A 25,706-nucleotide genomic window follows, 5' to 3' on the forward strand; every position below is an offset into this window, starting at 1 on the left:
GGCTGGCCCGACAAAAAGAACGGCCTGCGTGGGGCTATCCGCGGCCGGCTCAACCCGCAGTTTTCGCGCCGATGACCTTGAGCGCCGGACGCTTGCGGCGGCTGATGATACGGCCGGCGACCGGAGCGCCGGCGCGGCCGTCATCCCCGGCCTTTTCGGCGAACAGCCAGTCGATGAACACCTGCACGATCGGCGTCGCCCGCATTTCATTGCGGCAGACGACGTAGAACTCATCGACCGCCGGTACGGACAGGCTGAACGGCGCGACCAGCATGCCCCTGGCCAGCAGCGCGCTTGCCGTGACGGAGTCGCCCAGCGCCACGCCATGGCCGTGCACCGCGGCCTCGGTCGCCATGCGGGCATCGCCGAGGTGATGGCGGCGGCCACGTTCGAGGTCCAATGCGTCGGCGGCGGCCAGCCAGGTGTGCCACTCGCGGCCGTCGTCGCCATGCAGGAAGACATGGTCGGCAAGGTCCCTGACGCTGCGGATCGGACGGTTGTTGATCAAGGTCGGGCTGACCACCGGGAACAGTTCGAGGCCCGACCATTTGCGCATCCAGCAATCGGTCCAGGTTCCGTTGCCATAGTGCACGCAGACATCGATATGCGGCGCCCGGATATCCCTGGCATCGTTGGAGGGGATGAGCGTCAGCTGGATGTCGGGATATTGCGCGGTGAAGCTGCCCAGCCTCGGCGTCATCCACAAAAGCAGCAGCGCCGGCACGCAGGATACCGACAGCGCGCCGCTGCTTGCCGGCCGCGTCAGCCGCTGCGTGGCGGCGGCGATGCCGTCGAAGGCGGTCGATACCGCCGGCAGGAGTTCGGCGCCATGCGGCGTCAGCTTGACCCGCTGGCCGACCCGCTCGAACAACTTGACACCGAGCGACTGCTCCAGCGCCTTGATCTGGTGGCTGACGGCGCCATGCGTGACGTTGAGCTCACTCGCCGCCTTGGTCAGCGAGCCATGGCGCGCCGTTGCCTCGAAGGCGCGCAGCGGGTTCAGGGGTGGCAGGCGCTTGGCCATCATGGACTCGTTGTTTGTGAGTTTTTCTCACAGAGAAGACCCTAACAATATCAATTGCTTTTTCAAGTCGGCTGCCGGACACTTTGGCACGGAATAGCACCAAGACGTCAAATCTGCAGGCAGCCAGCGGGACAGCCGACCCGGCCGGATGACGGCCAGTTCGCATCGGATCGTCCACGGGCCGCACTGCATCAGCCCAGGAGGAGCGGATATGGGTTACGATCGCGGCAAGCTCGACGCGTTGCGTCGTAAATATGGCGAGAGCCATGGCGGCGAGATGTTCGACCCGAAGTTCCGCAAGGTCGCCGACAAGATCTTTTCCAAGAGCGGCACGCGGCTTGCGCCCTATGCCGGCATCCCGACCTTCCTTGCCGCGCCCTACCGCGAGATAGCGGCGGAAAATCCGGATTTCGGCGATTTGCAGGTGGCGATGATCGGCGTGCCGATGGACCTCGGCGTCACCAACCGGCCAGGCTCGCGCTTCGGGCCGAGGGCGCTGCGCGCCATCGAACGCATCGGCCCCTACAATCACGTGCTGGAATGCGCGCCGACGCATGAACTCAGGGTCGCCGACATCGGCGATACGCCCTTTCGCAGCCGTTATCGGCTCGAGACCAGCCATGAGGACATCGAACGCCGTACCAACCAGATCGTCGATGCCGGCGTCATTCCCTTGTCGGTCGGCGGCGACCATTCGATCAGCCATCCGATCCTGAAGGCCGTCGGCAAGAAAGAGCCGGTGGGCCTCATCCACATCGATGCCCATTGCGACACCAGCGGCCTGTTCGACATGACCAAGTTCCACCACGGCGGGCCGTTCCGCAACGCGGTGCTCGACGGCGTGCTCGACCCGACCCGCACCATCCAGATCGGCATCCGCGGCTCGGCCGAGTATCTGTGGGAGTTCACCTACGAGTCCGGCATGACGGTCGTTCATGCCGAGGAGGTGACCGGGCTCGGCATCCCGGCCATCATCGAGAAAGCGCGCAAGATCGTCGGCGACGGTCCAACCTATGTGTCCTTCGACATCGACAGCGTCGATCCGGCCTTCGCGCCGGGCACCGGCACGCCTGAAGTCGGCGGCCTGACCACGCGCGAAGTGCTGGAACTGCTGCGCGGCCTCAAAGGCCTCAACATTGTCGGCGGCGACGTCGTCGAGGTGGCGCCGCAATATGACGCCACCACCAACACCGCCCATGCCGCCGCCCAGGTGCTGTTCGAGATATTGAGCCTGATGGTGTTCAGCCCGGCAATTACTGGCAAGGGCGCCTGACGTTCGACAACGCAAAGGCGGCCGCCGCGCTGGAGCCGGCGGCCGACCCAACAATCAAAAGCTTCCAGACAGGGGAATGACAATGACAATCCGCACGACACTCAAATCATCCATCGCCGCCGTCCTGGTGCTCGGCGCCGCCGGTATGGGCTTCGCCACGCAGGCGGCCAACGCCGACGCGCTGGCTGATATCACCAAGGCCGGCAGCATCAATGTCGGCGTCTTCGCCGACTTCCCGCCCTTCTCCTCGGCCAGTGCCGACATGAGCCTCAAGGGCTACGACATGGACGTCGCGCAGTACATCGCAGATACGCTCAAGGTGAAGCTCAATCCGGTCGCCGTCACCGGCCAGAACCGCATCCCCTATCTGAACGACCATCGCGTCGACATCCTGATGAGCGTCGGCTATTCGAAGGAGCGCGAGCAGGTCATCGACTTCGCCGCCGCCTACGCCCCCTATTACATTGCGGTGATCGGGCCGGCCGCGATGGCGGTCAAAGGCAAGGAAGATCTTGCCGACAAGTCGATCGCCGTCAATCGCGGCACGCTCGAAGACACCTCGCTGACCGAGGCCGCACCAGCCTCGGCCGACATCAAGCGTTTCGACAATTACAATTCGGTGATCCAGGCCTTCATCTCCGGCCAGACCCAGCTGATGGTCGTCGGCAACGATGTCGGCGCGCAGGTGCTGGCCAAGCAGGACGCGCTGAAACCGGAGCAGAAATTCCAGCTTCTCACCTCGCCCTCGCATATCGGCCTCAACAAGAATGAGGACGCCCTCAAGAAGGCGGTCAACGATGCCATCGCCAAGATGCTGGCCGACGGCAAACTGGACGAAAGCTCGAAAGCCTGGCTGAAGACCCCGCTCAACCCCGACAACCTCAAGGATTGAGTTTCCGTGGCCTTCGGCTGGCTCCCAGGTGCTGTGGGCGACATTGCCCACGGCGCCGCCACGACGATCCTATTGATCGCCGTCACAACGCTGGCCGGAACGCTGCTCAGCATCCTTGGCGCCGCGGGACGGCGGAACGGTCCCGTGCCGCTCAAACGGGCGATCGCCTGCTATGTCGAGGTGATGCGCAACACACCGTTCCTGGTGCAGCTGTTCTTCATCTTCTTTGGCCTGCCGAGCCTCGGCATCAGGCTCGATCCGATCCTGGCCGCCATGCTGGCGATGACGCTCAATATGGCGGCTTACACCATCGAGATCGTCGGCGCCGGGCTCGACGCGGTGCCGGGCGGGCAGACGGAAGCAGCCCTTGCGCTCGGGCTGCGGCCCCGCCAGGTGTTCATCAAGATCGTGCTGCCGCAGGCGCTCAAGATCATCTATCCGGCACTCACCAGTCAGATCGTCATCATGATGCTGGAGTCGGCCGTGGTGTCGCAGATTGCGGTGCGCGAGCTGACCTATGAGGCCGACATGCTGCAGGCGCGCACCTTCCGGTCGTTCGAGACCTATTTCGTCGTGACGCTGGTCTATCTCCTCCTGTCGATGGCCTTGCGGCGGCTCCTGGTCACAGGCGGGCGCCAGGTTCTGGGGGCTGGCGTGTCATGATCGAGTTCACGCTTTGGGACATCATTCGCAACCTTCTCCTGGCCGCCCGGTGGACGGTGTTGTTGTCGCTGGCCGCCTTCATCGGCGGCGCGATTGTCGGCATGATTGTGCTGTTCTTCAGGATCTCCAAGAACACGTGGAGCCGGCGCATCGCCTCGGGCTACATCGCACTCTTCCAGGGAACGCCGCTGCTGATGCAGCTCTTCCTGATGTTCTTCGGCCTGCCGATGCTCGGCCTGCGTATCGAGCCATGGACGGCGGCCGTGCTCGGCCTGACCTTCTTCGCCAGCGCCTATCTCGCCGAGATATGGCGCTCCGGTGTCGACGCGCTGCCATTGGGTCAGTGGGACGCCGGCGCCAGCCTCGGCCTGCACTATCTGCAGGAGCTCAGGCTGATCATCCTGCCGCAGGCGTTCTCGATCACCCGCGCGCCGACGGTCGGCTTCCTGGTGCAGCTGATCAAATCGACGGCGCTGACCTCGATCATCGGCTTCGAGGAACTGGTCAGGACATCCAACGCCATCAACAACGCGACCTTCGAACCGTTCAAGGTCTACGGCCTGGTCGCGCTGATCTTCTTCGTCATGTGCTTTCCACTGACGCAGTACGCGCGGCGGCTGGAGAAGCGGGTGCAAGCTCGCTGAGCTGAGAGCATGAGGGCGCAGATGACTGTTGCGCTTCATGTCGGCCGTATAGATCAGCTTCACCATTCCCGAAAGCTGACGTCGCAGGCGGCCGCCTTGGGATCGTGGTGTCGCCACAAGCCGATTCGAGTCTCCGGCGGCAGAAGGCAATCACGGCTTCTCACCATGAGACCGATCGCAACGCGTTGGCAAAATCCTGTCCAATTCACCTGCGGTCAGTCAGTTTTCAATAACGTTTACGGGCTAGGCTCAATCTGGGTTTGTTGCTTTCGGAGGAGTAGCTAACCGGAGGAGCCCAGCTTGGCATCAAAATCAGCGAAGAAGGCGGTAGAAGATTCGGAGTCGGTAGGGCTTGCCGCATTGGCCAAACTGGTCAGGACTTCCTACGGAGGCCGCCAGTCCGATTTGGAAGCTAAACTTCAAAATCTCGAAGCTCAGGCCCTTCGGCTAGCGACTGTCATTGATAACATCTCCCAAGGTATCTGTTTATTCGATCCCGAGGAGCGGTTAATATTATCAAATCCTCGGTATTCTGAAATTTACCGGGTGCCGCCCGAGCGTCTTGTCCCGGGCATTACACTGCGGGAGATCGTGGTGCACCGCGTCGCCGCAGGGACATCCGCAATGTCGGTCGACGAATATCTTGCTTTGGCCAGGTCAGTTAATTCAGCTGCGATATCGCGAACGTGGGCTGCCGATCTTGCCGACGGACGAACGGTGCAAGTCTATCATCACCCTATGCCGGACGGAGGTTGGGTTTCGACCCACGAGGATGTCACCGAGCTAATCGCTACACGCCAGATAGTCGACGAGCGGATATCGCTACAGACCTTGATCGACTGGGTACCCGATTATCTTTGGGTCAAAGATTCGGAAAGCCGCTTCATTGTGGCCAATAGGTCGCTCGCAGCTGACAGCGGACGCGAAACGACCCGCGACATGATTGGATTGACAGACTTCGATCTTCACGCCCCCGAACTTGCGAGCAAATTTCGAGCTGACGAATTGAGTGTTCTGCAGACAGGGCAGCCGATGATCGATGAGGAAGAATTCGTTGTCGATCGTTCAGGGGCGGGCAAATGGCTTTCCTCAACCAAGGTACCGTTGCGTAACGACCGAAATGACGTCTTTGGCTTGGTCGGCATTGCTCACGACATAACAGGCCGCAAGCGGGAAGACATGCTCCGCACCGGGCAGGCGCAAATCCTTGAGATGATTGCGACCGGCGCGCCGCTGGACGACGTGCTGGAGCGCCTGATGCATCTCATGGAATCGCAACTCACGGGGATTCTGGGTTCGGTGTTGCTCCTCGACAAGGAGGGCAGGCATCTGCGGCACGGCGCGGCGCCGAGCTTGGCGGAAGGGTACATAAATGCCATCGATGGAGTCGCCATCGGACCCAAGGTCGGATCTTGCGGGACCGCTGTGTTTCGACGCGAACCGGTTGTAGTTGCGGACATCATGCGAGATCCTCTCTGGGAGGATTATCGCGACCTGGCGGAGAGGTACGGTTACCGCTCTTGCTGGTCCACCCCGATAGTTTCCCACCAAGGCGCTGTTCTGGGTGTCTTTGCAATGTACTCTATGACGGTTCGTGAGCCCGCGGAGGCCGAGACCCGTCTGATCAACTTTACCACTCGCATCGCCGGCATCGCCATTGAGCGCAAGAAGGCGGAAGACCAGATCCACTTCATGGCTAACCATGATGTGCTTACCGGACTACCCAATCGAGCCCTGCTTCAGGACCGACTTTCGCAAGCGATTTTACACGCCGAAAAATATGATCTCTGGGTTTCGGTCGTCTTCATCGATCTGGACAATTTTAAGCTCATCAATGACACACTCGGCCACAACGCAGGCGACAGGCTGCTCAAAACGGCCGCCGAACGGATGGTGGGGTGCATCAGTTCGACCGATACTATTGTTCGACTTGGCGGTGACGAGTTCGTCCTTGTGCTTTCGGATCAACCGAAGAACGTCGACCTCATCGCAGAAACGCTGCAGAAACTCCGCACAGCAATAGCGGAGCCGCTTCAATTGGGCGACCATTGCGTAAGGGCGACAGCAAGCTTCGGTATCGCAAATTACCCAAAAGATGGAAAAGCCCCGGAAAGCCTCGTGGCCAATGCCGATGCTGCAATGTATCGGGCGAAAGAGGTCGGGCGCGACAACTTCCAGTTCTATGCTCCTGAGTTCAACACCAGAGCCCATGAACGCTTCTTATTGCAGGAAGAGCTTCGAAATGCGCTGGAACGATCAGAGTTCGAACTCTTATATCAGCCGCAGATAGATCTCCGATCCGGGCAGATCATGGCCGTAGAAGCGCTGATACGCTGGACCCATCCAACACACGGGACGATGGCTCCAGTTGGCTTCATCCCCACGGCCGAGGAGACAGGCCTGATCGTGCCCATAGGCGATTGGGTCCTGCACGAGGCTTGTCGACAGAACAAGGCATGGCAAGATATCGGATTGGAGCCGATCACCGTTTCCGTGAATGTCTCGGCTCGCCAGTTCAGTGAAAAAAACCTGGTTGAACGTGTCGTTCACGCGCTCAGTGAGAGCGACCTGGAGGGCTGCTATCTCGAACTTGAGCTCACAGAGAGCCTGATCATGCAGGATGTCGGTCTGGCAGTCACAACGATGAACAAACTCCAAAGCTTAGGGGTTCAGATTTCGATCGACGACTTCGGCACAGGGTATTCAAGCTTGACTGCTCTCAAGACATTTCCAATCGCACGGCTAAAAATCGACAAGTCCTTCATCGACGACGTCGCTACGAACGAAGACGATCAGGCGGTTGCGAGTGCCGTCATATCGCTCGGTCAAAAACTGAATATGAAAGTCATTGCGGAAGGAGTCGAGACTGACGAGCAGGTGGCGTTTCTCCGCAAAAACAATTGCGATGAGATGCAGGGTTATCACTTCAGCAAACCGGTGTCCTCCCGACAGATCGAAAGGTTGCTGGAGAGCCGCAGCAGATAGCTCAGATTGCATTGATCACCGGCGCCGACCGAAAAGGCTTCAGCCCTCACGCGATGGCGATCCATACAAAGTGTGAATGAGTAGAGGCGGTCGCAGCCGACCGTCGATTCCCCTGCGCCGTCGAGGGGTTTGCGGAAATCTGGACTGGGCCGACTGAGGGGGGCATGACCGCCTACGCGATCTTCGAACCGTTCAAGGTCTACGGCCTGGTTGCGCTGATCTTCTTCGTCATGTGCTTTCCACTGACGCAGTATGCCCGCCGCCTGGAGAAGCGCGCGTCGGCGCACTGAGCCGCGAGGACGTTGTATTGACCCGGCATCGACGGCGACTACGGCGACTACATCGAGCGATTTTCGGTGGTGAAGGCGGCACACGGGGAAGCCGGTTGGCAGCTCCAGCGCTTTACATCTGCGGCCGGGCACCTAGTTTTAGAGTTTCGCGCCGTGCACCTCAGTGCGTGGATGATCGAAAACGGGACCGCGACCTCTGGCCGGTCCCTTCAAAAGCTCCCAAAAAGGATGACTGCCATGACACAGGCCAAGAATGGCGACACCGTGCGCATCAATTATACTGGACGTCTGGCCGACGGCACTCAATTCGACGCTTCCGGCGGCGAACCGTTGCAATTCACCCTGGGTGAAGGGCAGGTGATCGCCGGTCTTGAAACCCATGTCGAGGGCATGGAGGTCGGCGCGAAAAGCACCGTCACCGTTCCCGCCGAAGCCGCCTATGGCCCCCACCGCCCCGAAGCGGTCATGACCATCGACCGCGCCCGCGTGCCGGATAACATCAACGTCGATATCGGTACTCGATTGCAGGTCAGAACCAGCGAGGGGCGCCCCATGCCGGTGACGGTCGTCGGGGTGAACGACGCCAGCGTCAAGCTCGATGGCAATCATCCGTTGGCCGGAAAGGACCTGGTGTTCGACGTTGAATTGGTCGAGATCGTCCAGGCGGCGTAGTTCTTACGTCAACGGGATGAATCCCGGCTGAAAGGTGGTGGCGGGCAACCGGCGATGGTCTGTTTCAATGCCCGAACGCCAGCGGCGGTGCGATCTGATCCCGCCGCAGCCAGCGCCCCAGAAGCAGGGCCGCCACCACGGCCAGTCCCGACGACAGCCCGATCCAGATGCCGACCCCGTCGAAGCCGAAATGGAAGGCGAGCAGCACGCCGAGCGGCAGGCCGACGCCCCAATAGCCGATCGCTGCATAGATCATCGGCACCTTGGTGTCGTGCAGGCCGCGCAGCATGCCGGCGGCCACCGCTTGCGCGCCGTCAAACACTTGGAACAGGGCAGCAAACACCAGGAACGACACGGCAAGCGCGATCACCCTGGCATTGGCCGGGTTGGCGAGATCGATGAAGGCGCTGATCAAAAGGTGCGGCCACAGGACCATTACCAAGCCCATCAGCGCCATGAACGAGACGCCGATGACGAAGGCGGTCCAACCGGCGCGCGACACGCCTTCCGGATTGCCGGCGCCATGGGCAAGACCAACGCGCACCGTCACCGCCTGGTTGAGGCCAAGCGGCACCATGAAGGAGATCGAGGCGATCTGGATGGCGATGGCGTGCGCGGCAAGCGAATCCGCGTCGATCAGGCCCATCAGCAGCGCCGCCGCATTGAAGATCGTCACCTCGAAGGCAAGGATGCCGGCGATCGGCAGGCCGAGCCGCAGCAGGCCCTTGAAGCGCGGCCAGTCGGGCCGCCAGAAGCGGCCGAACAGGCGGTAGCGCCGGAACTTCTTCTCCTGCATCACCACCACAGCCATGCCGGTGAACATCAGCGTCGAGGACAGCGAGGTGGCAAGGCCCGAGCCGGCGATTCCCATCGACGGCACGCCGAGATTGCCGAACATGAACACCCAGTTGAAGAAGGCGTTGCAGGCGACGGCGACGAAGACGATGACCAGCGCCCAGCCCGGCCGCTCCAGCGCCGAGATGAAGGAGCGCAGCACGATATAGCCATAGAAGGGCAGCACCGCCCATTCGAGCCAGCGCAGGTAAATGCCAGCCTGATGCGCCAGCGCCGGTTCCTGGCCCATGGCCAAAAGGAGGGCCTCGCCATGCCAAAGCACGAGCCAGATCGGGATCGAGATCAGGATCGCCAGCCACAGGCCCTGGCGCACGGTGCGGCGCAGGTCGCGCACCGAATGGCGGCGACGGCCAAGTTCGGTCGCGATCATCGGCGAGGTCGCCAGCATCAGGCCAAGGCCGAAGATCAGCGGCATGAAATAGAGGTTGGCGCCAAGCGCGCCGCTGGCCAGCGTGTCCGGCCCCAGACGCCCCATCATCATGACGTCGGTCGCCGTCATCGCGGTCTGGCCGAGATTGGTCAGCACCATCGGCCAGGCGAGCGCCAGCGTCGCCCTGATTTCCTGACGCCAAAGGTTTTCCGGCGCGCGAGCGCCGGCTTCGATCGCAGACATTGTTCCGCTCTTTCCAGATACGGCACGTCGGCATTAAAGCCGGAAGCCGCATATCAAACGGCAAAACCTTCGGTTTCGCGGCGTTTGCGCCAGCTTTTGGACGAAACGCGACATGAAGGCAAGGGAGGAGGGGCGGGAACAGATTGAGCCAGCACCGTTCCAGGGAAGCGTTGCCTCGTTCCCTTGCCGGCCACGGGCTGTTACGGATTGCCTCGGAGATAGGCAGCCGGCGAACCCGCCGGGAGGAATGGATGGCGTTCAGACAGCGAAAAAACCCGGTTGCGACGCTGCGCACGGCGCCGGCCTTCGAACATATCGTCACCGAGGCGAGCGACAGTTTCCTGTGGCGGCTGGACGACTATCCGTGGGAGCGCAATGTCTGGAACTTCCATCCGGAATACGAAATCCATCTGTTGCGGAAATCCTCCGGCGTGGTCCTGGTCGGCGATCATATCGGCGAGTTCGGGCCGGGTTACCTGACCATCGTCGGCGGCGGGCTGCCGCACGATTGGGTGACGGCGGTGCAGCCGGGCGAACTGATCGAGGGCCGCGACATCGTCCTGCAGTTCGATGCGCAGAGGCTGCGCGGCTCGGCCGGCCTGTTGCCTGAATTGCGCGAACTGGAACCATTCCTGGAGCGGTCGGCGCGCGGCATGGTCTTTCACGGCCGCACCGCGTTGGAAGGCGCCGCGCTTATGGAGCGGATGGGAACCGTGCATGGGCTCGCCCGCCTCTGCCTGTTCCTCGAACTGGTCGATCTCCTCGCCAGGACCGACGAATACGAACTGCTGTCGCCGCCGGATTTCTCGCCGGTCCTGGATGCCGCCTCGTTGGACATCATCCAGCGTGCACTGACCTATCTCTTCCAGCATTTCGCCGAGGACCTGAAGCTGCCGGAAGTGGCGGAACTCGCGGGGATGACCGAGAGCACATTCTCGCGCTTCTTCCAGAAGAACACCGGCAACTCCTTCAGCGACCACCTCGCCAAGCTCCGGCTCTGGCAGGCCTGCAAGCTGTTGGCCGACACCGATATTCCGATCACCGACATCTGTTTCCAGGTCGGCTACATGAACATCTCGAACTTCAACCGTGCGTTCATGCGCAAGCACAAGATGACGCCGTCGTCCTATCGCAAGCTGTCGCGGCAGCGGCTGACGATGCGCGCATAAACCGCCATTTCAGGTGCAATCGGTACTCACGTGAATGGTGCCCTGGATGGGCGCCCTTTTTTGCGCTGCACAATGCATAAAAGTACAGGTCTGCTGCAACGGAGCTTCTAGCACGAGCCGCCGCAACTCCGCATTTTGGCGATGGGTGGCATGTCGCTCGGGCGATGGTGAGGATCGCTGAACCGAGGACTTTGCGCTTCCTGCGAAGTGTACCTGGAGGAGAAAGACCATGAAACCAGTTCGGCTCGCTGCCAGCCTTGGCGCAGCTTTTTTGCTTTCCGCTACCGTTTCCACCCTCGCGCTCGCGCAGGCACCTGTCTGCTCGGTGCCGGTCAAGGTGCTGGCCCAGCCACGCGATGGCCTGACCCTTCTGGAGGACTCCAAGGCCGAGTTCGAGAAGCTTGCCGGCGCCGGTTTCCAGATCGACTATCTGAACGAGAACGACCGCCGGGCGAAATCGCGCGCCGATGCGTCCACTGTCGGCAACTACAATGTCTATTATGTCGACGAAGCCAACGTTGCCCTGTTTGCCTCCTCGAAATGGATCGTGCCGCTGACCGACTACTATCCGGCTGACTATGACTACGCCGATTTCGATCCTGGCCGCCAGAAGGTCGCGACCTATGACGGCAAGGTCTGGTTTGCGCCGCTGACCGGTGGCGGCGACCTGATGGTGTACCGCAAGGACGTCCTCGAAGCCGCCGGCATCCAGCCGCCGAAGACGCTGGACGAGCTGATCGCCGATGTGCCGAAGCTGACCAATCCGGACAAGGGCATGTACGGCATCGCGCTGCGCGGCGCACGCGGCTCGGGCGCCAATGTCTGGCGCTGGATGCCGTTCTTCAAGGCCTATGGCGGCCAGTGGTTCGACGGCGACAAGCCGGCTTTCAATTCGGATGCGGCCGTCAAGGCAACCGAGACCTACCTGAAGCTGTTCAAGGATTCTGCGCCCGGCACGCAGACCGGCAGCTGGGATGAATCGACTGGCGCCTTCCTGTCGGGCCAGGTCGCCATCCTCGTCGAATCGACGCCGCTGTCCGGCATGGCGGTCGACCCGAAGACCTCGCAAGTGGTCGGCAAGATCGGCTTCCTGCCGCCGCCATCGCCGCTCACCGGCGGCGGCTATGGCCATGGCCTCGCCATCGCTGCGAAGGCCAATGCCGACGATGCCTCGAAGAAATGCGCCGGCCTGTTCATCGCCTGGGCGACTTCGAAGGAAAACGAGAAGCGTCGGCTCGATGCCCACCAGTTCGGTGAGCTGAACCGCACCAGCGTCCTGTCCAGCAAGGAATTCTCCGATATCTACGGCGCCGATCTCGGACAGGCGCTGGCCGAAACCGGCAAGGTCACGGCGGTCAACTTCTGGCAGGATCCGCGCTGGCCGGATCTCGGCGACCGCTGGGGCATCATCCTCGAGGAACTGGTCACCGGCACCCGCACCGACATCAAGGGCGGCCTCAACGAGCTCGAGGCCTATGCCAACGATCTGGTGAAGAAATAAGCCATCCTCCCCCCGCGGCGCACGGTCCACGGCATTCAAGCGGATGTCGGGACCTGTGCGCCGCGGGTTCCCGTCATTGCCGTTTGAGCCAGCCATCGCGAAAAGGTCCAGCCATGCTCAATCGCTCGAGACGCAGCCAGGGATAGACAGATGCCACGACGCTCTTCCTTGCCGGTCACGTTTGTGGTGCCGACGCTCGTCATTCTCTTGATCCTGTCGATGGTGCCGACGCTCTATGCCATCGTCATCGCCCTGCAGAACCGCGAGCTCTCTTCGACAGCCTATTCCTATGTCTGGCTCTCGAATTTCGCCGACCTGTTCGCCGACCGGCGTTTTCTCAACGCTGTCTGGGTGTCGGTGAAATGGGAGTTCGTCACTGTTGTCGCGACGATGGTTGTGGCGATCGGGCTGGGCGTCCTGATGTTCGAGGTCGCCAGCCCACGCCTGCGCAATGTCTACTGCCTGCTGTTCATCATCCCGGTGCTGCTGCCGCGCGTTTCGGCGGCCTTCGTCTGGAAGTTCGCCTATCACCCGCTCTACGGCATCGCCACCTACCCTTATCGCCTGCTGACCGGCGGGCTGATCTTCGACCCACTGTCCAAGCCGGCGACGGCGTTGTTCGCCGTCGCGTCGGTGGATGTCTGGCAATGGGGCCTGTTCTTCGCCGTCATCGTCCTGAAGCTCCTGGAAACGCTGCCGCCCCAGCCGATCGAGGCCGCGCGGCTCGACCATGCCAGGCGCTGGCAGATCCACGCCTATGTGACCTTGCCGATGCTCAAGGCGCCGCTGATCAGCCTGATGTTCGTCAAGATGATCGAATCGCTGCGCTCCTTCGACCTGATCTATGTCATGACCCGCGGCGGTCCGGGCGTGGCCACCGAAACGCTCGACATGTACGCCTTCTCGCAAGGCTTCATCGAATCCGGCAAGATGTCCTACGCCTCGGCGATGGCCGTGCTGATGATGATCGCCACCGTCATCACCTTCACCATGCTGTGGAAGCGGGTGCAGGCATGAGGCCGGGTAGGCTCATCGGCAAGGCCGTGCTGGCATTTGCCGGCTTCATGGCCGTGTTTCCGCTGCTGTGGACAGCGCTCAATTCGCTGAAGAACAATGTCGACATCATCACCCGCGTCCCGCGCCTGGTGTTCACGCCGACCCTTGCCAACATCAGCTACATCATCGGCCGCGACAGCGTCATGACCGGTCTCTACAACTCGGTCATCGCCTGCGGGGTTGCGGTGCTGATCGGCGTGGTACTCGGACTGCCGGCCGCCTACGCCGTCGCGCGCTACCCCAACCGCTGGGCCGGCGACATCCAGTTCTTCGTGCTGTCGCTGCGCTTCCTGCCGCCGGTGGCGGTCGCTATCCCGCTGATGGTGATCTGGCTTCAGCTCGGGCTCTACGACACGCTGGCGGCGCTGATCGTCACCTATTCGCTGCTCACCATCTCGGTGATCATGTGGCTGGCCATCCCCGCCTTCCAGGCCGTGCCGAAGGAGGTCGAGGAAGCTGCCTTCGTCGATGGCTACGGCGCCTATTCGGTGTTCTGGCGGATCGCGCTGCCCGTGGCTGCCCGCTCCCTGGCGGGCGCGGTCGCCTTCAGCTTCGTGCTGGTCTGGAACGAGTTCCTGATCGCGCTGATGCTGTCCAGTTCCAACGCCAAGACCTTGCCGATCGTCGCTTCGGAACTATCCCAGCAAGGCATGAACGTGCCGTGGGGGATCCTCAACGCCTCGGTCGTGCTTTTGTCGCTGCCGCCGCTTTTGTTTCTCGGCGTGCTCAGCGGCTTCCTGAATTCCGTTTTCCGGCAAAAAAAGACTTGAAGCGAGGACGATACGATGCGGGCACTGGTGCTTGAGAAGAAGGGTGAGCTGGCCTTGCGCGAGATCGCGTTGCCGCTCGATGTCGGGCCGGACGACGTCAGGATCGCCATCCACACGGTCGGTGTCTGCGGCAGCGACGTGCACTACTACACCCACGGCGCCATCGGCAGCTATGTCGTGCGCGCCCCCATGGTGCTCGGCCACGAAGCGTCCGGAACGATCATCGAAATCGGCGCCAATGTCAGGACGCTGAAGGTCGGCGACCGCGTCTGCATGGAGCCGGGCGTGCCGAACCTGTCGTCGCGCGCGACAAAGCTCGGCATCTACAATGTCGACCCGGACGTCACCTTCTGGGCGACGCCGCCGGTGCATGGCATTCTCGCCCCTGAAGCCGTCCATCCGGCCGCGTTCACCTACAGGCTGCCGGACAATGTCTCCTTCGCCGAAGGCGCGATGGTCGAACCTTTCGCCATCGGCATGCAGGCGGCCGCCCGCGCACGCATCGTTCCGGGCGACGTCGCCGTCGTCGTCGGCTGCGGCCCGATCGGCATCATGATCGCGTTGGCGGCCCTCGCCGGCGGGTGCTCGAAGGTGCTGATTTCCGACTTCTCCGCCCCCAAGCTCGAAATCGCGGCGCGTTATCCCGGCATCGTCCCGGTCAATATCGGCGAACAGTCGCTGGCCGATGCGGTGGCGGTAGCGACCGACAATTGGGGGGCCGATATCGTTTTCGAGGCCAGCGGCAGCCCAAAGGCGTTCACCAATTTGTTCGACGTCGTGCGCCCCGGTGGCGCGGTGGTGCTGGTCGGGCTGCCGGTGGAGCCTGTGTTGCTCAACGTGCCGGCGGCCATATCGAAGGAAGTACGCATCGAGACGGTGTTCCGCTACGCCAACATCTTCGACCGCGCCTTGCAGCTCATCGCATCGGGCAAGGTCGACCTCAATCCGCTGATCACCGGCACCTATGATTTCTCCGACAGCATCGCGGCGTTCGAGCGGGCGGCGGCGGGCAAGCCGGAAGACGTCAAGCTGCAGATCCTGATTTCGAGCGAGAAGGCCTGACCAGAGCATGTCCGCGATCGTCTGTTCCCATGTCGACAAATCCTACGGCGCCACGTCAGTCATCCGCGACCTGAACCTCGCCATCGAGGNATCAGCGGCGGCGAGGTCTCGATCGGCGGCAAGGTGGTCAACGACCTCGATCCCGGCGATCGCGGCATCGCCATGGTGTTCCAGAACTACGCGCTCTACCCGCACATGACGATCTTCGACAACATCGCCTTCGGCCTGAAGCGGCAGAAGGTGCCGAAGGCCGAGATACAGCAGCGCGTCGAGGCGGTCTCGAGGACGCTGGGTCTGGACCCCTATCTCGGCCGCAAACCCGCCGAACTGTCCGGCGGCCAGCAGCAGCGCGTCGCCATTGCCCGTGCCATGATCAAGACGCCGAAAGTCTTCCTGTTCGACGAGCCGCTGTCCAATCTCGATGCCAAGCTGCGCAACCACATGCGCGTCGAGATCGCCCGGCTGCACCAGTCGTTGAACACGACCACCGTCTACGTCACCCACGACCAGCTGGAGGCAATGACGCTCGCCGACCGCATCGTGCTGCTGCGCGACGGCAGGATCGAGCAGATCGGCTCGCCGGCGGAAATCTACGAGCGGCCGGGCAATCTGTTCGTTGCCGGCTTCATCGGAACGCCGAACATGAATTTCATCGAGGTGACGGTGGGCCGGAAAGACAATGGCTGGACGCTGACCAATGGCGCAACTGTCTTCACCGTCGATGGCTCGCGCTTCAAGCTTCAGCAGGGCGAGCAGGCGGTGCTTGGGATCCGGCCTCCCGATCTGAGGATCGCGGCAGCCGACCGCTCCGAAAATATCCTGGCGGGAACCGCCGATCTCATCGAATTCCACGGCAATGATGCGCTGGTGACGTTCGCTCTCGGCGGCAAGGAGATCAGCGCGCTGGTATCAAGCCGCGCCTGTCCCGTTGTCCGCAGCGATGTCCGCTATACGTTCGACGAATCGAACATGCATCTGTTCGATGCCAAATCCGGCCTGTCCTTGCTGGCACGGTAAGGCGCGTTCTACCGGATCGCGTCGAGCGCCTGCCGCTGCCGATGCATCTACCGAAGGCCAGGCCTTCGCCGAGACCGCCATCGAGCTCGAAAGCATNGCGCCTGCCGCTGCCGATGCATCTCCAGGAAGATCCGGTAGTCGCGATCGAAACGGGCGCCGGCGGCCGGGTTTGCCGCACGCGTCTTGCCGCCCTGCTGCATGGCGAGGCAGGCCGCGTTGAGGTCGGGGAACAGCCCGGCCGCGGTCGCCGCCACCATGCCGGTGCCGAGCAGCACCGCCTCGTCGGCCAGCGGCTCGACCACCGTGCAGCCGGTGGCGTCGGCATAGAGCTCCATCAGGAGCGGGTTCTTGGTGTGGCCGCCGGTGACATGCAGCGTGTCGATCAGATAGCCGTTCTCGTTCAGCGCCTCCAGCACATGGCGCACGCCGAGCGCGATACCGACGGCGGTGCGCCAGTATAGCTTGCACAGGCTGTCGAAGGAGGAATCCAGCGTCAGTCCGCTGACCACGCCCACGGCATGCGGGTCGGCGAGCGGCGAGCGGTTGCCGTGAAAGTCCGGCAGCACGTGCAGCCTTGCGGCGAGATTGTCACCTTCGGCGGCGCGCAGTTCGGCGACACGCTTGGCGATCCTGGCATGCATGGCTGCGTCCGGTTCGCCGCCGGCGCCATGCCAGCGGATGATGTGGTCGAGCAGGGCGCCGGTGGCCGACTGGCCGCCTTCCGACAGCCACAGCTTCGGCAGCGCCGCGCCGTAGTAAGGCCCCCAGACGCCCGCGAAAGGCTGCGGGTCGGGCGACATCGCCATGACGCAGGAGGATGTGCCGGCGATCAGCGCCAGATGCCGGCCGATATTCTGCTCGTCGCCGGCAAAGCCGCCGAGCACGCCAAGCGCGCCGGCATAGGCATCGATGACCCCGGCGCCGACCCGGCATTTTTCGGTGAGGCCGAGCTCGTCTGCTGCTTTTGCCGTCAGCGAGCCGATGTAGCCGCCGACGGGGCTCGCCCGCTCGGGCAGATTGCCGTGCTCGAACAGGTCATCGAGGCCGACGAGCGCGAAAAAATCGCGCTGCCAGGCTGTTTCCTCGTGCGCCAGATAGGTCCACTTGGCCGTCAGCGTGCATTGCGATCGGGCGAGCGATCCCGTCGCTTGCCAGGTCAGGAAGTCAGTGAGGTCGAATAGATAGCCGGCTTCATTCCATGTCTTCGGCAGGTTGCGCTTCAGCCACATAAGCTTCGGCGTCGCCATTTCCGGCGACATGACGCCACCGATATAGTTGAGCACCTCGTGCCCGCTCGCCGTGCATTCGTCGGCTTCGGCGATGGCGCGGTGGTCGAGCCAGACGATGGTGTCCCAACGCTTGTCGCCGGTGCTCGAAACGCTGAGCTGACCGCCCTGCCGGTCGCGCACCACCAGCGAACAGGTGGCGTCAAAGGAGATGCCGGCAATATCCTCAGCGGCGACGCCAGCCTTTTCGCGCGCCGCACGCACGGCGGTGCAGACGGCCGACCAGATATCGCGCGAATCGTGCTCGGCGTGATCGGCCTTCGGCTGGTGCATGGCGATCGCCCGCTCGGCGCGGCCGAGTAAGCTGCCACTGGTGTCGAGAATGCCCGCGCGGGCGCTCCCGGTGCCGACATCGACCGCGCAAACAAACTGTTTCGTCAAGATGCTCTAACTCTCGCTCCCAGGCCTGCAATCAAATCGGGCAATTGCAGCATGTCAGCGAATATAAAGTCCGGTTCACTCGACGCAAGCCGCGCTTTCAGTGCGGGGTTGCCGGCATGCGAGCCGCCGGTGAAGGCAAACACGCGCATGCCCGCCGCGCGCGCCGCCGCGATGCCTGCCGGACTGTCCTCGATGACCAGGCATTTGCGCGGATGCGCCCGCATGCTGGCGGCGGCATGCAGGAAAAGGTCGGGCGCCGGCTTTCCCTTGGCCACCATGGCGGCGCTGAACAGATGCGGCTCCAACAGCCCGAGCAGGCCGGTGACGTCAAGCGCGTAGCGGATGCGTTCCAGCGTCCCGGAGGAGGCGACGCAGAACGGCAGGCCGAGCTTCGGCAGCACCTCGCTGATGCCGGGGATCGGCTTCAGCTCTTCACGAAACTTTCGCATCAGGTCGACGCGCATGGCGGTGAGATGCTGGTCACTGATCTCCAGACCGAAGTCGCGGCCGAGGATCTCGCGCACGCTTTTCATGCTCTTGCCCAGAAAATGCTCGTAGGCGGCGTCCTCGCCGACATTGCCGCCGGCCAGTGCGATCATGCCGAGCAGCGCCGAAACGGAGAGCGCCTCGCTGTCGACCAGCACGCCATCGCAGTCGAAGATGACCAATTCAGGCGTCATGGGCGTCGACGGCTCTCAGAGCTTGCCGGCGATGTAGCGTGTCAGCGTGGCGCGCGCGCCATTCGCCCATAGCACGTTGAGCGCATGGGCAAAGGCCTCGACGAACGCCGTAGCGCGGCCGACATCGCCATAGATATCCTCCATGGCAAGCCAGGCGGCGGGCGCGTCCTTTGCCGCCTTGGCGGTTGCCTGCATCCGGTCCCAGCTCGGGTCGTTGGGCTCGATGACGGCGCCGCTGTCCGACGTGCCGAAGCAGTAGCGGCACCAAAGCGCCGATTCCAGCGCCAGACCCGTGACGCCCTTTCCGGCCTTCAGCCGGTCGGCGATGGTCGGTATGATGAATTTCGGCTGGCGGTTGGAGCCATCGAGGCAGAGCCTGCGCACCGTGTCGCCGATCTTCGGGTTGGAGAAGCGCTTCTCGATGAGCTGGTAGTAGTCCTCCAGCACCGTGTCCGGCACCGGCGGCACGGTCGGAATGATTTCGTCGTGCTCGAGCTTGTCGAGAAAGCCGCGCACCAGCGGCTCCTGCATCGCCTCATGGACGAAATGGATGTCCATCAGTCCGGCCGGATAGGCGATGGTGGCGTGGCCACCATTGAGGATGCGGATCTTCATCAGCTCGTAGGGCGCGACATCCCTGACGAACTGCACGCCGACCTTTTCCAGCGGCGGACGACCATCGGTGAAATGGTCTTCCAGCACCCACTGCCGGAACGGCTCGCAGAACACCGGCCAGCCGTCCTCGACGCCAAAATCCTTGGCCAGGATGCCGCGCTCGCGATCGGTGGTGGCTGGCGTGATGCGATCGACCATGCCGTTCGGGAAGGCGACATGCTCGCTGACCCAGGCCGCCAGATCCTCGTCGATCAGGCGGGCCAGGCCAATGACCCCATCCGACGTGACGTGGCCATTGTGGGGGATGTTGTCGCAGGACATCACGGTGAACGGCACGATGCCGTCGTCGCGGCGGCGCATCAGGCCGGCGAGGATGATGCCGAACACCGTCTTCGGCGTGGCGCCCGGTTGCGCGTCGGCGACGATGTCGGGGTGGGCCGGGTTGAAGACGCCCGATGCCGGGTCGATGAAATAGCCGCCTTCGGTGATGGTCAGCGAAACGATCTTGATCGCCGGGTCGGCCAGCCTCTCGATGATGCCAGCCGCATCGCCCGGCATCAGGAAGTCGATCATGGCGCCGGTGACGCGGGCGCTCATGTGACCTTCATCCTGCTCGACCACCGTGGTCAGCCAGTCCTGCTCTTCCAGCTTGCCGCGTCCGATCTTCTCGCCTTCGAATACGCCGGCGCCGACCAGCGCCCAGTCATGGCCGAGGCCCGCATTGAACAAATCGTCGAGATAGACGGCCTGGTGCGAGCGATGGAAATTGCCGACGCCGAAATGCACGATGCCGGCCTTGAGCTTCGAACGGTCGTATCTCGGTCCGGCGACGTTGGCCGGAAGCCTGGCGAGATTGGAGGAAGAGAGTTTCACGGTCATCTGCTTTACCCTTTGGCCGGGATCCGGCCTTCGTTACGCTCCTCTCCCCGTCTTCTACGGGAAGGGCAAAGGCGAGGGCGGCGCATCATCGGATAAAGGCTCGCCTCTCACCGGACTGTCGGCCTCCTCTCCCCGCGGAGGTACGGGAAGAAGAGGCCGTCCCCCCTCAACTCATCCACTGGCCGCCATCGACATTGTAGGTCTGGGCGACGATGTATTCGGCGTCGTCGCTGGCCAGGAACACGGCCATGCCGGCGAGATCCTCCGGTCTGCCCATGCGGCCGTAAGGCACGCCTTCGCCGACCAGTCTCTTCTTCTCGCCCTTGGGCCGGTTCTCGTATTTGGCGAACAGCGCATCGACCTGGTCCCACATATCGCTGTCGACGACGCCGGGCGCGATGCCGTTGACGTTGATGCGGTGCTTGATCAGGTCGAGCCCCGCCGACTGCGTCAGCGAGATGACGGCGGCCTTGGTGGCGCAATAGACGCCGACAAGGGCCTCGCCGCGCCGCCCGGCTTGGCTCGCCATGTTGATGATCCTGCCGCCCTTGCCTCGCGCGATCATCGAGCGGGCCGCCGCCTGCAGCATGAACAGCGTGCCGGCGACATTGACGGAGAACAGTTTCTCGTAGCTTGCCCGCGATATCTCGACGATCGGCGCCAGGTCGAACAAGGCGGCGTTGTTGATCAGGATGTCGAGGCCGCCGGTCCTGGTCTCGACCGCCTTCACCGCCGCGTCGATGGACGCCTGGTCCGAGACATCGAGTTTCACGGCGTAGGCTTTGGCACCGATCTCCGCGGCTGTCTTCTGCGCAGCTTCCATGTTGATGTCGGCAATCGCCACGACAGCGCCTTCGCGCGCATAGGCTTCGGCGAAAGCCCTGCCGATGCCACGGGCCGAACCCGTGATCAGCGCCGATTTGCCGTTCAACCTCACTGCACCATTGCCTTTCCGTCGGCGCCGAAGCGATGCAGCTTGGCCTTGTCGGGCGTGAGATAGATGGTGTCGCCGTGATGAACCGCCAGCTCGCCGTCGGCGCGCACCGTCAGCGGCCCGACGCCATCGGCCTGGACATGCAGGAACGTGTCCGATCCCAGATGCTCGGCGACACCGACGGTCGCCTTCCATTCGCCCGCCGTGGTCGAGATTTCCATGTGCTCGGGACGGATGCCGACGGTCTTGGCGCCATGTTTGGCCGCCGGTGCGCCTTCGATGAGGTTCATCTTCGGCGAGCCGATGAAGCCGGCGACGAAAAGGTTGCGCGGCGTCTTGTAGAGCTCCATCGGCGAGCCGACCTGCTCGATGTTGCCGGCGTTGAGCACCACGATCTTGTCGGCCATGGTCATGGCTTCGACCTGGTCGTGGGTGACATAGATCATCGTGGTCTTGAGCTGATGATGCAGTTCGCTGATCTCCAGCCGCATCGTGCCGCGCAATGCGGCGTCGAGGTTGGACAGCGGTTCGTCGAACAGGAAGGCCGATGGCTGGCGCACGATGGCGCGGCCGATGGCGACGCGCTGGCGCTGGCCGCCCGAGAGCTGGCCCGGCCGGCGCTCGAGATAGTTGGTGAGGTTGAGCACGCGCGCCGCGTCCTTCACCTTCTTGTCGATGGTGGCCTGGTCCTCGCCCGCCATCTTCAGCGGGAAGGCGATGTTCTTGGCCACCGTCATATGCGGGTAGAGCGCGTAGGACTGGAACACCATGGCGAGCTTGCGCTTGGCCGGCGCCTCGCCGGTGACATCACGGCCATCGATGTTGATGGTGCCGCCGCTGGTGTCCTCCAGCCCGGCGATCAGCCGCAGCAGCGTGGACTTGCCGCAACCGGACGGACCGACGAAGACGACGAACTCGCCATTCTCGATGACCAGGTCGAGGCCGGGGATGATGGACGTCGATCCGAAGGATTTGGAGACGTTCTTGAGCGTGATGTTTCCCATGGTTTCCTCCCCGAGGGGTTATTTTCCTGCCGGTTGCTTCAGGCAAATTCGGTTATTTAACCGCACCGCCATTATTTGACGGCGCCAAATGTCAGGCCGCGCACCAGCTGCTTCTGGCTGAACCAGCCCATGATCAGGATCGGCGCGATGGCCAGTGTCGAGGCCGCCGAAAGCTTGGCCCAGAACAGGCCTTGCGGACTGGAGAAGGAACTGATGAACGCGGTCAGCGGAGCAGCATCCGTGGTGGTCAGGCGGATTGTCCAGAACGCCTCGTTCCAGGCCAGGATGATGTTGAGCAGCATGGTCGAGGCAATGCCGGGCACCGCCATCGGGGTCAGCACATAGACGATCTCGTTCCACAGCGATGCGCCGTCCATGCGTGCCGCTTCCAGGATCTCGCCGGGGATTTCGCGGAAGTAGGTGTAGAGCATCCACACCACGATCGGCAGGTTGATCAGCATCAGCATGACCATCAGGCCGATACGGCTGTCGAGCAGTCCGAGATTGCGGAAGATCAGGTAGATCGGGAACAGCACGGCGACCGCCGGCATCATCTTGGTGGACAGCATCCACATCAATATGTCCTTGGTACGCTTGGTCGGCGAGAAAGCCATCGACCATGCAGCCGGAATGGCGACCAGCAAGGCCAGGATGGTCGAGCCGACCGAGAGCAGCACCGAGTTGAAGAAGAACTTGAAGTAGCCGCTCTGCGCCTGGACCTCGGTATAGCTCTCGAATGTTCCCGACGGGATCAGGTTGAAGCCCTGGATCGCCTCCTGTTCCGACTTGAACGAGGTGATGATCGTATAGAGGATCGGGAAGAAGATCAGCAAGGCGACAATCCAGGCCGCAACGGTCGCGATCGTCTTGTGCTGGGTGGTGACTGAGCGTGCCATCGTATCCTCCCTTACTTGTCCAGGTTCTTGCCGACGGCGCGCATGGCGAAGAAGGCAACGATGTTGGCGAGAATGACGGCGATCACACCGCCGGCGGATGCCTGGCCGATTTTGAATTCCAGCAACGCCTTTTGGTAGACCAGGAAGGGCAGGTTGGTGGAGGCGTATCCCGGGCCGCCATTGGTGGTGACCAGGATCTCGGCATAGACCGACAAAAGGAAGATCGTCTGGATCAGGATGACGACAGTGATGGCGCGCGACATGTGCGGCAGCGTCAGATAGATGAAGCGACTGATGAAGCCGGCGCCGTCCATCTCGGCGGCCTCCTTCTGTTCACCGTCGAGCGACTGCAGGGCGGTCAGCAGGATCAGGGTCGCGAAAGGCAGCCATTGCCAGGCGACGATGATGATGATCGCCGTCATCGGATGCTGCCCGAACCAGTCGATCGGCTGAGCCCCGAAGAATCGCGCTATATCGGCGAACACCCCGTATTGCGGATGCATGATCATATTCTTCCAGACCAATGCGGCCACCGGCGGCATGACGAAGAACGGCGAGATGACGAGAATGCGCACAATCCCTTGCCCCCACATCGGCTGGTCGATCAGCAGCGCCAAAAGGATGCCGCCGATCACCGTGATCAGCAGCACGCTGATCACCAGGACGAGCGTGTTGAGGATCGACTGCAGGAAGGCTGGATTGGAATAGAACAGCGCGTAGTTGGAGACGCCGACGAACCCGTCGCGGATCGGATTGAGCGGATTGTACTGCTGGAAGGAGAACCACAGCGTGAGCGCCAGTGGGACAACCATCCAGACCAGGAGCAGGACGACAGATGGCGCCATCATGAAACGGGCAAGCGAACGGGTCTGCTGAGTAGCCATGACGGTCACCCTCCAAAGGTCAGCTGGATTTTAGAGTTGCGCCAGAAATTCCAGGATTTTGAAGATGGCCGCCCGAACTGGGACTCGGGCGGCCATTGCCGGCCATGATGCGCGACCGGCATTCGGCACCGGGAGGAGCCTACTTGATATAACCGCCTTCGGTCATTGTCGCCGTGGCGGCGTCCTGGGCCTGCTTCAGGGCATCGTCGACGCTCGACTGGCCGGCGAGAGCCGCCGAGAACAGCTGGCCGACAGTGGTGCCAAGGCCCTGGAATTCAGGGATGGCGACGAACTGCACGCCGACATAGGGCACCGGCTTGACCGTCGGATGCGTCGGGTCGGCGGCGTTGATGGAGTCCAGCGTCATCTTGGCGAACGGAGCCGCCTTCTGGTACTCGGCATTGGCGTAGAGCGAGGTGCGCGTTCCTGGAGGAGCGCTGGCCCAGCCCAGCTTGGAAGCGACGAGCTCCGAGTAATGCTTACTGGTCGCCCAGCCGACGAACTTCTGGGCTGCGTCACCCTTCTGCGTACCGGCCGGAATGGCAAGCGACCATGCCCACAGCCAGTTGCCGCGCTTGCCGAGGCCATTGTCGGGCGCCAGGGCGTAGCCAACCTTGTCGGCCACCTTGGAGCTCTTCGGGTCGGAGACCATGGATGCGGCGACCGTGGCATCGATCCACATGCCGCACTTGCCCTGCTGGAACAGCGCCAGGTTTTCGTTGAAGCCGTTGGAGGACGCCCCCTCGGGGCCGTCGGCCTTCATCAGGTCGACATAGAACTGCAGCGTGTTCTTCCATTCCGGCTGGTCGAATTGCGGCTTCCAGTTCTCGTCGAACCAGCGGGCGCCGAAGGAGTTCGACATGGCGGTCAGGAAGGCCATGTTTTCGCCCCAGCCGGCCTTGCCGCGCAGGCACACGCCGTTCACGCCATTGGCGCGGTCGGTCATCTTGTCGGCGGCCTGCTTGATGAAGTCCCAGGTCGGCGCGTCAGGCATCTTCAGCCCGGCCTTGTCCATCAGGTCCTTGCGGTACATGACGAAGGAGCTCTCGCCGTAGAAGGGCGCGGCATAGAGCTTGCCGTCGACCGAAAGGCCGCCGGCGATGGCCGGGAGGATGTCCTTGGTGTCATAATCGTCGCCGAGCTTGTCGAGCGGCAGTAGCCAGCTCTGCTTGGCCCAGATCGGAACCTCATAGGTACCGATGGTCATCACGTCATACTGGCCGCCCTTGGTGGCGATGTCGGTGGTGACCCGCTCGCGCAGCACGTTCTCTTCGAGCGTGACCCAGTTGAGCGTGATGTCGGGGTTCGCCTTGGTGAAGTCGTCGGTCAGCGTCTGCATGCGGACCATATCGGCATTGTTGACGGTGGCGATGGTGATGGATTCGGCGTGCGCAGCGAACGCCAGCGCGCTGGTCGAGCACAAGCCCAGGATGAGCGTACGAAGTTTCATCAAATTCCTCCCATGGACCAAGATGAGCATTTGCCTTGGCTGTGAGCAATTACTCATTAAGTCTTGTATTATGTCAAGCCAGATTCGATGCTGCAGCGCAGCACTCGACGACGCTGGCTGGATATGGAGTAGAGGAAATAGCCGGGCAGGCTGTGCCTGCTGCCTCTCATAATTCAGAGGTCGCGCAGCCCGATCGGATCCGGAGGCCAAA

At 62.6% G+C, this 25,706-nt stretch carries 22 protein-coding genes and 1 pseudogene; 13 read left to right on the forward strand and 10 right to left on the reverse strand.

All coding sequences use genetic code 11. The features are described 5' to 3' along the window. Window positions 1-49 precede the first annotated feature (49 nt). On the reverse strand, window positions 50-1,024 hold the full coding sequence (gcvA, locus tag X743_RS156900; RefSeq protein ID WP_023765499.1) for a transcriptional regulator GcvA: 975 nt from the start codon (window positions 1,022-1,024) through the stop codon (window positions 50-52). A 211-nt stretch (window positions 1,025-1,235) separates the two neighbouring features. On the opposite strand from gcvA, the gene speB reads away from it, so the two are divergent. The 7 genes from speB to X743_RS156870 all read left to right on the forward strand — a co-directional run bounded on the left by speB (window position 1,236) and on the right by X743_RS156870 (window position 8,443). Then, the gene (speB, locus tag X743_RS156895; RefSeq protein WP_023765500.1) at window positions 1,236-2,297 is read left to right on the forward strand and encodes an agmatinase; all 1,062 of its coding nucleotides are present in this window, start codon (window positions 1,236-1,238) and stop codon (window positions 2,295-2,297) included. Window positions 2,298-2,379: 82 nt separating this feature from the next. Beyond that, window positions 2,380-3,189: a transporter substrate-binding domain-containing protein gene (locus X743_RS156890; protein WP_023765501.1), complete on the forward strand. Its 810-nt coding sequence runs from the start codon at window positions 2,380-2,382 to the stop codon at window positions 3,187-3,189. A gap of 6 nt (window positions 3,190-3,195) precedes the next feature. After that, window positions 3,196-3,852, forward strand: a complete 657-nt coding sequence (locus X743_RS156885; RefSeq protein WP_023765502.1) for an amino acid ABC transporter permease — start codon at window positions 3,196-3,198, stop codon at window positions 3,850-3,852. Next, the gene (locus X743_RS156880) at window positions 3,849-4,496 is read left to right on the forward strand and encodes an amino acid ABC transporter permease (RefSeq protein WP_023765503.1); all 648 of its coding nucleotides are present in this window, start codon (window positions 3,849-3,851) and stop codon (window positions 4,494-4,496) included. Before X743_RS156885 ends, X743_RS156880 begins: the two co-directional genes overlap by 4 nt. Before the next feature lie 300 nt (window positions 4,497-4,796). Beyond that, window positions 4,797-7,481: an EAL domain-containing protein gene (locus tag X743_RS156875; RefSeq protein WP_023765504.1), complete on the forward strand. Its 2,685-nt coding sequence runs from the start codon at window positions 4,797-4,799 to the stop codon at window positions 7,479-7,481. A 164-nt stretch (window positions 7,482-7,645) separates the two neighbouring features. Beyond that, window positions 7,646-7,771 carry a hypothetical protein gene (locus tag X743_RS1000000172025; RefSeq protein WP_023765505.1) on the forward strand — a complete coding sequence of 42 codons (126 nt, stop codon included), beginning with the start codon at window positions 7,646-7,648 and terminating at the stop codon, window positions 7,769-7,771. Between the two features lie 237 nt (window positions 7,772-8,008). Next, window positions 8,009-8,443 (forward strand): peptidylprolyl isomerase, encoded by a 435-nt coding sequence (locus tag X743_RS156870; RefSeq protein WP_013891815.1) that lies wholly within the window; start codon window positions 8,009-8,011, stop codon window positions 8,441-8,443. Between the two features lie 64 nt (window positions 8,444-8,507). Here the strand turns inward: X743_RS156870 and X743_RS156865 are convergent, their stop codons facing one another. After that, a complete protein-coding gene (locus X743_RS156865; RefSeq protein WP_023765506.1) occupies window positions 8,508-9,911 on the reverse strand; it encodes an MATE family efflux transporter in 1,404 nt (467 codons plus the stop codon). A 251-nt stretch (window positions 9,912-10,162) separates the two neighbouring features. Here X743_RS156865 and X743_RS156860 point away from each other — a divergent pair, with 251 nt between their 5' ends. The 6 genes and pseudogenes from X743_RS156860 (at window position 10,163) to X743_RS01000000168900 (ending at window position 16,486) form a co-directional block, all read left to right on the forward strand. Continuing rightward, window positions 10,163-11,080, forward strand: coding sequence for an AraC family transcriptional regulator (locus X743_RS156860; RefSeq protein WP_023765507.1), 918 nt, complete (start codon window positions 10,163-10,165; stop codon window positions 11,078-11,080). A gap of 229 nt (window positions 11,081-11,309) precedes the next feature. Next, the gene (locus X743_RS156855) at window positions 11,310-12,581 is read left to right on the forward strand and encodes a sugar ABC transporter substrate-binding protein (RefSeq protein WP_023765508.1); all 1,272 of its coding nucleotides are present in this window, start codon (window positions 11,310-11,312) and stop codon (window positions 12,579-12,581) included. Window positions 12,582-12,731: 150 nt separating this feature from the next. Then, window positions 12,732-13,598 (forward strand): sugar ABC transporter permease, encoded by an 867-nt coding sequence (locus X743_RS156850; RefSeq protein ID WP_023765509.1) that lies wholly within the window; start codon window positions 12,732-12,734, stop codon window positions 13,596-13,598. After that, complete coding sequence (locus tag X743_RS156845; protein ID WP_023765510.1) at window positions 13,595-14,407, forward strand: carbohydrate ABC transporter permease; 813 nt, start codon at window positions 13,595-13,597, stop codon at window positions 14,405-14,407. The genes X743_RS156850 and X743_RS156845 overlap by 4 nt, the downstream gene beginning before the upstream one ends. Window positions 14,408-14,422: 15 nt before the next feature. Continuing rightward, complete coding sequence (locus X743_RS156840) at window positions 14,423-15,469, forward strand: NAD(P)-dependent alcohol dehydrogenase (protein WP_023765511.1); 1,047 nt, start codon at window positions 14,423-14,425, stop codon at window positions 15,467-15,469. A 7-nt stretch (window positions 15,470-15,476) separates the two neighbouring features. After that, window positions 15,477-16,486 (forward strand): annotated as a pseudogene (locus tag X743_RS01000000168900) (ATP-binding cassette domain-containing protein). A 47-nt stretch (window positions 16,487-16,533) separates the two neighbouring features. Here X743_RS01000000168900 and X743_RS156835 read toward each other — a convergent pair. The 8 genes from X743_RS156835 to X743_RS156800 form a co-directional block, all read right to left on the reverse strand. After that, window positions 16,534-18,153, reverse strand: coding sequence for an FGGY-family carbohydrate kinase (locus X743_RS156835; protein WP_023765512.1), 1,620 nt, complete (start codon window positions 18,151-18,153; stop codon window positions 16,534-16,536). Beyond that, entirely contained in the window at window positions 18,150-18,833 is a 684-nt protein-coding gene (locus X743_RS156830; RefSeq protein WP_013891806.1) for an HAD family hydrolase, read from the reverse strand. The genes X743_RS156835 and X743_RS156830 overlap by 4 nt, the downstream gene beginning before the upstream one ends. Before the next feature lie 15 nt (window positions 18,834-18,848). Continuing rightward, the gene (locus X743_RS156825; RefSeq protein ID WP_023765513.1) at window positions 18,849-20,327 is read right to left on the reverse strand and encodes a mannitol dehydrogenase family protein; all 1,479 of its coding nucleotides are present in this window, start codon (window positions 20,325-20,327) and stop codon (window positions 18,849-18,851) included. Between the two features lie 166 nt (window positions 20,328-20,493). Beyond that, a complete protein-coding gene (locus tag X743_RS156820; protein WP_023765514.1) occupies window positions 20,494-21,264 on the reverse strand; it encodes an L-iditol 2-dehydrogenase in 771 nt (256 codons plus the stop codon). Beyond that, the gene (locus tag X743_RS156815; RefSeq protein ID WP_023765515.1) at window positions 21,261-22,265 is read right to left on the reverse strand and encodes an ABC transporter ATP-binding protein; all 1,005 of its coding nucleotides are present in this window, start codon (window positions 22,263-22,265) and stop codon (window positions 21,261-21,263) included. Before X743_RS156815 ends, X743_RS156820 begins: the two co-directional genes overlap by 4 nt. Before the next feature lie 71 nt (window positions 22,266-22,336). Further along, complete coding sequence (locus tag X743_RS156810) at window positions 22,337-23,161, reverse strand: carbohydrate ABC transporter permease (RefSeq protein WP_013891802.1); 825 nt, start codon at window positions 23,159-23,161, stop codon at window positions 22,337-22,339. Between the two features lie 11 nt (window positions 23,162-23,172). Beyond that, window positions 23,173-24,045 (reverse strand): sugar ABC transporter permease, encoded by an 873-nt coding sequence (locus X743_RS156805; protein ID WP_013891801.1) that lies wholly within the window; start codon window positions 24,043-24,045, stop codon window positions 23,173-23,175. Between the two features lie 139 nt (window positions 24,046-24,184). Beyond that, entirely contained in the window at window positions 24,185-25,495 is a 1,311-nt protein-coding gene (locus X743_RS156800) for a sugar ABC transporter substrate-binding protein (RefSeq protein ID WP_023765516.1), read from the reverse strand. Between the last annotated feature and the right edge of the window lie 211 nt (window positions 25,496-25,706).

The organism is Mesorhizobium sp. LNHC232B00, from assembly GCF_000502435.1.
In the GTDB taxonomy this organism is placed as follows: Bacteria; Pseudomonadota; Alphaproteobacteria; order Rhizobiales; family Rhizobiaceae; genus Mesorhizobium; species Mesorhizobium opportunistum.